General features: G+C 36.1%; 12 protein-coding genes and 2 pseudogenes. 4 read left to right on the forward strand and 10 right to left on the reverse strand.

Annotated elements, in window-relative coordinates:
* Window positions 1–11: 11 nt before the first annotated feature.
* The 4 genes and pseudogenes from dapG to ABH955_RS25065 all read right to left on the reverse strand — a co-directional run bounded on the left by dapG (window position 12) and on the right by ABH955_RS25065 (window position 3615).
* On the reverse strand, window positions 12–1244 hold the full coding sequence (dapG, locus tag ABH955_RS25050; RefSeq protein WP_002137918.1) for an aspartate kinase: 1233 nt from the start codon (window positions 1242–1244) through the stop codon (window positions 12–14).
* A 23-nt stretch (window positions 1245–1267) separates the two neighbouring features.
* Window positions 1268–2314: an aspartate-semialdehyde dehydrogenase gene (asd, locus tag ABH955_RS25055; RefSeq protein WP_002014577.1), complete on the reverse strand. Its 1047-nt coding sequence runs from the start codon at window positions 2312–2314 to the stop codon at window positions 1268–1270.
* Between the two features lie 149 nt (window positions 2315–2463).
* A pseudogene (gene spoVFB, locus ABH955_RS25060) lies at window positions 2464–2652 on the reverse strand (dipicolinate synthase subunit B); the annotation flags it as partial.
* A 102-nt stretch (window positions 2653–2754) separates the two neighbouring features.
* The gene (locus tag ABH955_RS25065) at window positions 2755–3615 is read right to left on the reverse strand and encodes an exosporium leader peptide-containing protein (protein WP_404491784.1); all 861 of its coding nucleotides are present in this window, start codon (window positions 3613–3615) and stop codon (window positions 2755–2757) included.
* 400 nt (window positions 3616–4015) lie between these two features.
* On the opposite strand from ABH955_RS25065, the gene ABH955_RS25070 reads away from it, so the two are divergent.
* The 4 genes from ABH955_RS25070 (at window position 4016) to ABH955_RS25085 (ending at window position 6910) form a co-directional block, all read left to right on the forward strand.
* The gene (locus ABH955_RS25070) at window positions 4016–4573 is read left to right on the forward strand and encodes a hypothetical protein (RefSeq protein WP_159146991.1); all 558 of its coding nucleotides are present in this window, start codon (window positions 4016–4018) and stop codon (window positions 4571–4573) included.
* Window positions 4574–4627: 54 nt separating this feature from the next.
* Entirely contained in the window at window positions 4628–5488 is an 861-nt protein-coding gene (locus ABH955_RS25075) for a hypothetical protein (protein ID WP_404457405.1), read from the forward strand.
* A 62-nt stretch (window positions 5489–5550) separates the two neighbouring features.
* A complete protein-coding gene (locus ABH955_RS25080) occupies window positions 5551–6414 on the forward strand; it encodes a hypothetical protein (protein WP_404457407.1) in 864 nt (287 codons plus the stop codon).
* Window positions 6415–6586: 172 nt separating this feature from the next.
* Window positions 6587–6910 carry a hypothetical protein gene (locus ABH955_RS25085; protein WP_404457409.1) on the forward strand — a complete coding sequence of 108 codons (324 nt, stop codon included), beginning with the start codon at window positions 6587–6589 and terminating at the stop codon, window positions 6908–6910.
* 168 nt (window positions 6911–7078) lie between these two features.
* Here the strand turns inward: ABH955_RS25085 and ABH955_RS25090 are convergent.
* The 6 genes and pseudogenes from ABH955_RS25090 to ABH955_RS25115 all read right to left on the reverse strand — a co-directional run bounded on the left by ABH955_RS25090 (window position 7079) and on the right by ABH955_RS25115 (window position 10804).
* A pseudogene (locus tag ABH955_RS25090) lies at window positions 7079–7923 on the reverse strand (GH25 family lysozyme).
* Window positions 7924–7939: 16 nt separating this feature from the next.
* The gene (locus tag ABH955_RS25095) at window positions 7940–8170 is read right to left on the reverse strand and encodes a phage holin (RefSeq protein WP_000792639.1); all 231 of its coding nucleotides are present in this window, start codon (window positions 8168–8170) and stop codon (window positions 7940–7942) included.
* Window positions 8171–8184: 14 nt separating this feature from the next.
* Complete coding sequence (locus ABH955_RS25100) at window positions 8185–8469, reverse strand: hypothetical protein (RefSeq protein WP_098356601.1); 285 nt, start codon at window positions 8467–8469, stop codon at window positions 8185–8187.
* 89 nt (window positions 8470–8558) lie between these two features.
* On the reverse strand, window positions 8559–8705 hold the full coding sequence (locus tag ABH955_RS25105; protein ID WP_404457411.1) for a hypothetical protein: 147 nt from the start codon (window positions 8703–8705) through the stop codon (window positions 8559–8561).
* Between the two features lie 17 nt (window positions 8706–8722).
* A complete protein-coding gene (locus ABH955_RS25110) occupies window positions 8723–9310 on the reverse strand; it encodes a hypothetical protein (RefSeq protein WP_404457413.1) in 588 nt (195 codons plus the stop codon).
* 15 nt (window positions 9311–9325) lie between these two features.
* The gene (locus ABH955_RS25115) at window positions 9326–10804 is read right to left on the reverse strand and encodes a BppU family phage baseplate upper protein (protein WP_404491785.1); all 1479 of its coding nucleotides are present in this window, start codon (window positions 10802–10804) and stop codon (window positions 9326–9328) included.
* Window positions 10805–10822: the final 18 nt, after the last annotated feature.

The raw sequence follows: 10822 nt of genomic DNA on the forward strand, positions 1-10822 counted from the left end.
GATCTCACTCCTTATTGTTCCAGTTGCTTTTCTTTTGAAAGCTCAAATGCACTATGTAATGCATTCACAGCCTCCACTAAATCGGCTTCTTTTACAAGAACCCAAATTGTCGTATGACTATCTGCTGATTGCAGAATTTGAATACCTTTTTCCGCTAAAGCTGTGACAATTTTCGCTGTAACCCCTGGAATACCTGCCATTCCAGCACCAACGATAGAAACCTTCGCACAATGCTCTGTCACAACTGGATCATATCCAAGTTGCTTTAAAACCTCAACTGCACGCGCTGATACACTATCCTTTACTGTGTAAGCTACACCGGTAGGAGAAATGTTAATTAAGTCCACACTAATCCCTTCATTAGCCATTTCTTTAAACACGTGTTGTTGTAAATCATATGCAGTTTCTTTTGCAAGCACCTTAATTTGCGTTACGTTTGACACATGGGCAATCCCTGTAACAGGACGTTCTTCTACATCCTGCCCTTTTGTAGCACCATCATATGCCGCAATAAGCGTACCTTCACTATCCGAATACGTAGAACGTACACGAAGTGGTACTTTTGCATGCATCGCAATTTCAACCGCACGCGGATGAACAACCTTCGCACCCTGATAAGCCATGTTACAAATCTCGTTATATGTTACAGTTTGAAGATGACGTGCATCTTTTACGATACGAGGATCCGCAGTCATAACACCTTCAACATCTGTGAAGATATCGATATATTCAGCATGAAGCGCAACACCTAATGCTGAAGCTGAGGTATCACTACCTCCGCGTCCAAGTGTTGTCGTATCTCCATTTTTCGTTTGACCTTGGAATCCCGTCACGACGATAACATCTACATTTTGTAACTCTTCATGTATACGATCGCAATTCATTTCAATAATCTTAGCATTCGTAAAGTCATTATTCGTTACAAAACCAGCTTGCGCACCATTTAATGCTGCTGCTTTTATACCATTCTCATTCAACATGTTAGAGAAAACAATTGCTGAGATTAATTCTCCGCATGATAATAATAAATCTTGCTCACGTTTAGAAATATTAGATTCCTCTTGATTTACAAGACTTAATAACGTATCAGTTGCATACGGTTCACCTTTACGGCCCATTGCTGATACGACAGTAACTACTTTATAACCAGCAGCTAACGATTTTTTTATATGGTGAAGCGCATGCTTGCGCCCATTGTCATCACGTACTGATGTACCACCAAATTTTTGAACAATAATTTTCATATTTTGCACCTTCTCTTAGCCGTTTACACTAATTGTAATTTTACTAAGCGCTCTGCAATTTGAACAGAATTCCATGCAGCGCCTTTTAATAAGTTATCAGATACGACCCAAAGGTGGAATCCTTTATCATTATTTAAATCTTTACGGATTCTTCCAACGAATACTTCATTTTTACCTACTGCAGTAGCTGGCATTGGATATAACTGCTCTGCTGGATTATCTTGCAGTACAATACCTTCTGCATTTGCAAGTAAGTTTTTCATTTCTTCTACTGTTACGCCTTCTTTATCTACTTCAATGTACACAGACTCGGAATGACCCGATACAACTGGTAGACGTACACATGTCGCAGCTACTTCTAATTCAGGCATATGCATAATTTTTTTCGTTTCATTAATCATTTTCATTTCTTCAAATGTAAATCCATTATCTTGGAATTTATCAATCTGTGGAATAGCATTAAAAGCGATTTGGAAATGCTTTTCGTCACCTGATACAGGTAAAACATTCGCCTTTACTTCTTCGCCATTTAAGATTGCTTGTGATTGTTCATGAAGTTCTTCAATAGCTGCCGCACCAGCACCTGATACAGCTTGATATGTGGAAACGATTACTCGTTTTAAACCATATTGCTGGCGAACTGGCTCAAGAGCTACTACCATTTGAATTGTAGAACAGTTTGGATTTGCAATAATACCATTATGTTCTTTTAAATCATTTTCATTTACTTCAGGTACAACAAGTGGCACGTTTTCTGTCATACGGAATGCACTTGTATTATCAACAACAATTGCACCGCGCTTTGCTGCTTCTGGCGCTAATTGTTTCGATACAGATCCACCTGCACTAAATAGTGCAATATCTACTCCTTCAAAACTTTCAGGAGTTGCCTCTTGAACTGTAAATTCTTCGCCTTTAAATACAAGTTTCTTACCTGCAGATCGTTTAGATGAAAGTAACGTTAACTTCCCAATTGGAAATTCTCGTTTCTCTAAAGTATTTAACATTTGTTCACCAACTGCGCCGGTTGCTCCAACTACAGCGACATGAAAAGTTTTTTGCTTTTCCATCACTATGCCCCTTTCTAGATACCAATCCTTCTATAACTTAGAATTAGAAGGAGCTTACAATGCCCCCTCTAATCTTAATAACGTTAATTTTATCATATTCTACAGTAAGAATGATGGTTTCAACAAAAATTGTACGTTTTTTTCGTTTTTTAATTCATATATCTGAATTTTTCTACAACAACAGGTTGTAATTGTTTTCCTTGTAGCGCTTCTAATACTGTATCTTCAAGTAACTCCATACGAGCTACCATTGAGTTCGGTTTTTTCTCTGGTGCATCTTGGCCGAATGGTACGAAGTAGATGTCTTTTGTAGCCATTAGGCGCATTAGGTTGTTACCAACAGGGTGATAACAAAGCTAATAAATTTTTCATTTTTCTTCTATTATATATTTTTCCTCAAGTTTAGAAAAATTGCAACTGGACCACTTAAAAGAAATGAACTATGTCGCCGTAGGAGTAGGAGTTATATCCACAGCTGTAATTTTACAAGTTGAAATAGCGAATCTAAAGAGTGTAGGTGGAGGTGGATTTATAGGTATTGGCAAAGTACCTATCACTATACCAAGAGCTGTTTGTTCCACATTAAAACCTGTTGCCATAGAGCCATTACTAACTAAAAGATTCACTGTAGAACCAATCAGTGTATCTAGTAATTCTCTAATTGGTCGTTCACGACAATCGCATTCGCACCCTAAATCGGCAGGTGGAAGTAATGTTAGAGGTGGTACTGTTAGTGAAAACCCTACCCCTATTACATCAGAAATATTAACCACGAAGGTTGCGTTGCTAACTGGATCTGTAACTGTAACTAAAAAATCATTCACAGAAGTAATATTGAATAAAAAGAAAAGAGGGGCTACGTTTGGTGCGTCTGCAATAGTGGCAAGAATCACAGTCTGCCCGACAAGTTGTCGTAACACCTCCTGCATAGGGAAAACACAGCAATCACAAAGACAGCCTTCAGTTGCTCCCGTTGGGCCTGTTGAACCTGTTAGACCCGTTGGACCTGTTGGACCCGTTGGACCTGTTAGACCTGTTGGACCTGTTGGACCTGTTGGACCTGTTGGACCTGTTGGACCTGTTGGACTTGTTGGACCCGTTGGACCTGTTGGACCTGTTGGACCTGTTGGACCTGTTGGACTTGTTGGACCTGTTGGACCTGTTGGACCCGTTGGACCTGTTGGACCTGTTGGTAAAGTAAATGGTGGAATAGGGGGAAGTGTAGGGCCAATTATATTTGGATCTAATGCATTAGCTTGAAGTACCTCATTTGTTTTTTTTATTTCATTTTTATCAAACACATACCTACCTCCTATGAGTATACTGTATTGTAGTAATATATACAGTTACCATACATAAGTTTCATTTATCGTTATATAATATGTTTCCCCTTTGCTATTGTGTATCTTAAATCGTAGTGAACCATCCACATTTACCTTCTCATCAATTGTAAATTCCTCACCTGTATCTACATACTCTGCCAAGAAAGAGAATCGTATATTATATTTTTTCTTCTATTATATGTCCATTTCACAGTCTGTAGATTTATTTTCATTTCCAAGCATGTATATCGTATTCTTCATTAATACAATAAATGAATTCCACGGTAAAGATAGAAAATTTGTATATCCAATATTTATAATTTATGTTATGGTACAATATGTTAATTAATTACAATACTTTCTAAAAGGGGAATACATAATGAAAGCAACGAAACTCATAGCATTAACAGTTCCAGTTCTATTATTGTTCGGTTGCGGGATAGGAGATAAAAATTCTACTCCTAAGACTGAGAAAACTAGTAAAGCCATTTCGAAAACAGTAATATCCGAAAAAGAGTATCCTTATTATATTTGTGAGCAACTGTTAGAGTTTCAAACCCAAAAGGATACACTGTTACTAAAAACAGGTAAGGCGATGAATGATAAGAAGAACTATGAAGATGTACTAAAAACAGTAGATTCTATGGACGAAGCCTTAGACCGTATGGAAAACATAGAAGTACCTGATAAGTATAATGACATACATAAACTTGTACAAGAAGGGGTAGAAGACGCAAGAAAAGGAACAAAGATACTGAAAGACGCTAATAAGGAAGATGAACAGAAGATTCAAGAAGCCTTACTAAAAAGCACTCCACATATGTCAGGTGTAGATGGTGAACAGTGGGATAAAGCAATTTATGAGTTAAATCAAGAAACCAAAGATGCTTACGCTAAAGCACTTGATAAGCAAATAGAGGCACATGCAAAGAAATAAAGTAACTTTTAGTACTACATACAATCATACAACACAATAAGGGGTAATAAGAAAATGAAAGCAAAGAGACTTGTAACGTTAGCTTTACCTATCATGTTATTATCAGCTTGTACAACAGAGACATATGGACTTACACAAGCAGAATTTCGAAAAGTAGACAAAGAGTTTAAAGCAGATAAAATGATAGAAGATATGAAAAGAATGCATTATAAAGACGAAGAAATAGAAAGGCAACTCAGAGGTGCATTAGCAAAATTGGAGTATGAAGAAGAACAAAGAAGTGGGAAAAAGTCTGACAAGAAATCAGAAAGCCAGACAGAGGTAGATAAGGAAAAAGAAAATTCTAGTGCGAAAGAAACTAGGTCAGGTAATGATAAGACTAATAAAAAGCATACGATACCTATATCTTCCACAGAATTCCCTGACTATATGTTCGATTTATTAATAGACCTTAAATATTCAATAAGAACGTTAAAGAAAGAGTCTGATGCATTCTCAATAGCTAGCTATGAAGGTGAACCGAAGGACACTATTATAAAAATTTATAGTCAATTAGATAGTTTAGAAAGAGTTGAAGTACCTAAAAAGTATACAGACTATGAATACATTATCAAAGAAGGTATAGAAGATATAAGAGACTATTTACCTAAGGTAGAGAAAGCTTTTAAGAAGTATGAAGACCCTAGAAATGATAAAAAGAAAGTAAAAGACGAAGTAGAAGATGCATTAGATGGGATAGATAGCGGTATGTATACATGGCAACCGTTCTTTGCCGATATGAACGATAAGGATCCTAATGCATTGAAAGAAGCAATTAAGAACAAACAAGATGTTATTAAGCAGGATCATAATTCATTTGGAAAAGGTACATCAAGTACAACAGACGGATCAATTAACTATACACCAAAGAAATAAAAGGCTCTACTTGTATGTTTGAACTAAATAATAACACTATTAATATTAAAGGGGTTTGAATTATGAAAGCAAAGAAACTAATATATTTAGCATTTCCGCTTATATTAGTAGCAGGAGTAGGATGTTCTAAAGATAATGCTGAAGAGAAGAAAACTGATAATGTAAAAGTTGAAGATTATAAAAAGACTGACAACCTAAAAGATGCAGAGTCAAAGGATAAGAAGGAATCGGAGACAGTAAAGCTACGAGAAGAAGATTTCATGAAGACTGTGGATGAAGAACTAGATAAAGCACTAAAAGAAACAGAGTCAGAAATGAAAGATAAAGATAAAAAGGTCAAAGAAGAAGTTAAAGAAGAAACTAAAAAGGTAGCAAGTGAAGAAGAAAAGGCAAATAGAACATTAGCTGAAGAACGAGCAAGTGATGATAAATCAAACAAGGTAGAAGAACCTAACAAAGAAGTAGTAAAAGAAGCTGTAATTGGAGGAGGTAGAACACTAGCTGAAGAACGAGCGTATATAGATAAGAAGTTAAATAACGAGTCTAGACACTATTCACCTTTGGAACAGTATCAAGAAGAGGTAGAGGAGACTTCTAAGGAGTTAGTAACAGCAGTAAAATCTAGTAAATCACTACTTGAAAAAGACAAAACGATGCAAACAAATAAATCAGAGTTAAAGGGACAATTAAGTGTAGTCAGCGGAAGAATGGATAGGTTAGCAAGTATAGAACCTCCTAAGGATTACGATTACTTCAAAGTGCAGTTAAGAGACGATGCAAAAATAATCAAACAGGTAGTAGACCAAGCGTTTATCGCTTTTAATGAAAATGATACTGAAAAAGCCCAAGCAAACTTAGATGCTATGATGGAGTATTTAGATACAATGGCTTTAACGTTAAATGAAATAAAAGACGCACAAAACTAAGTATTCAAAGGGTTATGTGACAATAAAACGTAAAATGTTAGCTTTAGCATTACCTGTTATGTTGTTAGCAGGTTGTACAACAGAGACATATGGACTTACACAGTCAGAGTTACGAAAAGTGGACAAAGAATATTAATCAAGTAAGCTAACGATATAACAAGGTGGTTATTTCATGAGTTATGATACAGTCGCATCCTTACAACGTATGCAACGATTACAGCAACCAGAAGCTGCTGCTGGAAAGAGGATTGTCTTGCAACGCATGTTTACGGGATTAGATATAACGTTGTTTATTATTGCATTAATCTTAGGCATCCCCACTTTTTCAATATCTTGTATATTATTTTTAATTTATTATTTCTCAATAACTAAAACATACTTAGTGAAGAATGTTGCTACTGGCGAAAAATTCAAAGTGGATAAACAAGATTTCAAGCAATATAAAAAGGAATTTAAAGCGAAGGAAAAAGAAGTTAGAAAAATATCTGATTTATAAAGTGTGAAAGTAGGTGTGTTAACTTTATGAAAGTTGTGCGCTCTATATTTAACGGATTTCGTATATTAAGTAAAATCTTTAAACCTATATTAAAGGCATTATCTAAAAGTAAATTCTAATAGTATATAAACAAAAAAGCCGCCCAATTAAGGGCGGTATCTTCTTATTTTATTTAAACGAACCCCAACTACTAACACGTTTTCCATCACTAGTCTCACCACTTGCAATATAACCATAACCATCTGAACGTTTTTGACGTAACCAAACATATCCATCTTTTTCATAACCAAACGCATCATACTTTACTTCATCACCTGCATTCAATGTAGCAATAACAGGAGCATCAGTGGATGGTTCGGTACGAAGTTTAATAGATGTGTTTAATTTTAATACACCGTCTTGTTTTGTAAACCAACTTGAATCATATTGACTAGTTGCAAATGTTTCCTCTAATCCTGTAAACCAAGATAAAGACTTATTACCAATTAATTCATTTAAATCACACTTACCGATACCAGGAACATTTCCCGTTTCAGTGTATTGCCAAATATCACAAGGGTAAACTGGTCTATTACCACCATATCTTGGAATCCATACGAAATCAGCATTTACTTTATCCGCTTGGAACTCTTTATATGTATGATGGCCAACATACAAACCAACTTTTTTAGCACCTAATCGGCGTATTCATCGATGAAAGCTAATGTTCCAGATAACATATTGCCCATTGTCTTCACTTCCACATCAGCTACCCAGAATAATGCATTCTTATCACCGCGGTTCCAGAAGTCCCTCGCTTCAACTCTTGCATCATTTTCAGAAACGAAACGACAAAACGCATAGTTACCAAAAGGGACACCACGTTTTTTCATTTCACTCACATAACTTTGATACATATGATCTACAACATTTGACCCATCTTGCACCCTAGCAATTACTAAATCTAACTGCGCTGCTGCTACATCCCAATTAATATTACCATTCCATTTTGAAATATCTACAATGTGACCCATTACTGAACATCTCCTTTTAGTGTAAGTTATTTTTTTCTAATACATCTTTTTGTTGTAACCCTTTGTTGCTCAAATAGTTGTTCTTCCAAGCCATATATAAAGTGAAAGCACCTGTAATTACAGCCACTAAATCATTTGTGATTTTGTCATCAATCGTTTGGTATCCCACAAGATTTAAGACACTATTAATCACAGCAATTACTAATATAACGTAGCGACTAATTGAAGCTGCATCTAAATTTTTCATACTCTCACCTCCTTTCATTTCATGAAATTTAAGATGTTAAATAAAAACAGGACCGCCAATGACAGTCCTGAAATCCACATGGATATATGAGCTTTTTTGTTAGCATCATTTTTTTCTTGTTCTTGTTTTAAATCATCAATTTCACGATCACGAAGTTTAAACATCTCGATTACTTCTGTACGAATCATGTAGTTGTTGTGATTTTTTTCTAAGTTTTTTTCAATTCGCATCATAGTTTCATTCATTGATTCAATCTTTACTTCGAGTTTTGTAATGCGTTCGTACTCCTTTTGTTCCACTTTGACCACCTCGTTTCAAAATAAAAAGAGAGACAGTTATGTCCCCCTTTTGTTATATAAGCCTTATTTTGTACAAAATAAAAAGCCCACTATTGTGCGCTATCCGTAATTAAATCTGTTCTTCCATTGTCAGTTAAGTATTTATCAATGCGCCCTTTGTACGCCTTCATTTTTACAATGATATATGCATAAGTAAAAACTTCATCAATTACTCGTTGCGCCATGTATTCTGCCATTTTGCATACACTCCTTTTTATTGAATACTAGTAATGATTAACTCATCTACAGCCTTTTGAATCAATTCTTGCTTCTCAATTAACTCTTTAAATTCCTCTTGTCCCGGATTATTTATAATCATTTCATCCATTGCTTGCTGCATTAGTTCCAACTGCTTTTTAAGTTTTTCTAACTCCGATGGTTCCTCTGGTTGTGGTTCTTCAGGCTTCGGCTCAACTGTTTTAACCCATTTACCATCCTTGAATATCGGAGCGTAAATTAAGCCTGGGCAAACCTCTAAAGTACAATTTGCTGGGATATCTGGTTCATAACCCACAATTACATCTTCTTCATATGGTACTTTAATAGTTTCATAATCCACATTTGCCATTACACAATCAGGGCATTCGTATTTACTGATTGGTTCTTCCACACTCTCTGGATCTGGTACATAAGTACCATCTTCAATAGATTGGTGAAGTTCACAAAGTTTTTCTTCTGTGACAATTTCCTTTGTTTCTTCTCGGCAAAATGTTTGTTTCTCAAAAATCGGTTTCTCATTTAAGGGAATCATTTCCGTGAACTTTCCATCTTTGTCATAACAATAACCGTAATATTTAGCCATGATTTATCCTCCTTATTAATCTACTACATAAGTACAAGTTACAAAGAAATTCTTTCCTGCTACAGGTGTACCTATATCTTGGATAGAGACAGACCCATCAGCCTGTATAGTAAAGATCGCTGAAGAACCGTCAGTAGAGATAACACCTTGTTGTATAGTAATCAATGGACGCATATCAGCTGGCATCACTAACAGGGTTGTAGTGCTAGCTACCCCTGCCTTCCTTCTAATAGGCGCTCGTAGTGTGACAGTATTACCTCGTCTGTCTGCTATTACACCGTTAGCTGAAATCAATTCAGCATCAGCTGTCAATGTTAAATTAGCTCGTCCATCTTTTGCTGTTTTAAAGTTAGAATTAACAATAAATGTATCTGTTGACGGGTTGTATTGCCATGCGGTTTTATTGCTCGCTTCAGAGAATAAAGCAATAACATCAGCACCGCCGTAAAAGTAGTGCAACTTTCCGTCAGCTCTTTTCCACCCATATGATCTGTTGCTTGTTGACACATCCATGTAAAGACTGCCTGTCAAATAACCCCCTGTACTCTTTACAAGGTTCGTATCTGCGTTCATTGTAAATGTATTATTATCCCCTCGATACTCCCATACGAATTTATTACCTTCAGTAGGATGTACGCTTTGCATGATTAGTTTGGTATTACCTGCTTGCGCTCTATGTTTAAACTCATAATCACCCGTTTTAAAACTAATATTTTTATCAACGGCCATTGTCAACTCACCAGTCATAGTGTCGCCTGTTTTCTTTAACAGGTTCGTATTAGCTGCATCAACTGTAAATGTATCATCTGCTGACGTGTATCTCCATATTCTTCTACCTGTCGGGCGGTAATATGCTCCGATATAAGTTTCACCGTCCGAAGCAATATCTATTTTTGGTTCTGCATTATCTGCAGTAGTCTTTCCTTGAAACTCTATTCTTTGAGCATCGCCTGTGACATGTTTCAATCTTAGCTTACCTGTCATCGTTCCGCCTGCTTTTGGTAACGCTGCATCTGCCTTAGCTCCAGCTGCAATAATACCGTCAATATCTACTCCTTTAAGTTTCTCCCCTGCTTCAATCGCTTTTTGGATAATTGTAAATTCGTTTGTAGATTCAACAGCACCATTACCTGAATATGATTGTTTAACAGTAAATCCAAACGGTTCTGCATCTAATTCCTGGTCCTTTTCAAAAATTCGAACTTGCCCATACACATTCCCTGCTGCTGCCAGAGTTTGTGTTTTTAAGATAATCTGATATTTCCCTTTCATCGCATTAACCGGTTGCAAATCTTCCTGAAACACTGTTGTACCGTCTGGCTTTCTAAAAGTGATTCGAACCGCTATTGCTTTGCTTAAATCTAATTCCTCTCCTTGATTTGTTATATTTAATACTAATTTAGCGGAATTTTTATCGCCTTGTGAAAAACGTATTTCTTTTGTGGATATCTCATCTACTAAATCTACAGTAAGTTCTCGTGTTTTGAATGTCATAAAATCACTCCTTTATGC

The sequence above is a fragment of the Bacillus sp. RC240 genome (assembly GCF_044907945.1).
GTDB lineage: Bacteria > Bacillota > Bacilli > Bacillales > Bacillaceae_G > Bacillus_A > Bacillus_A mycoides.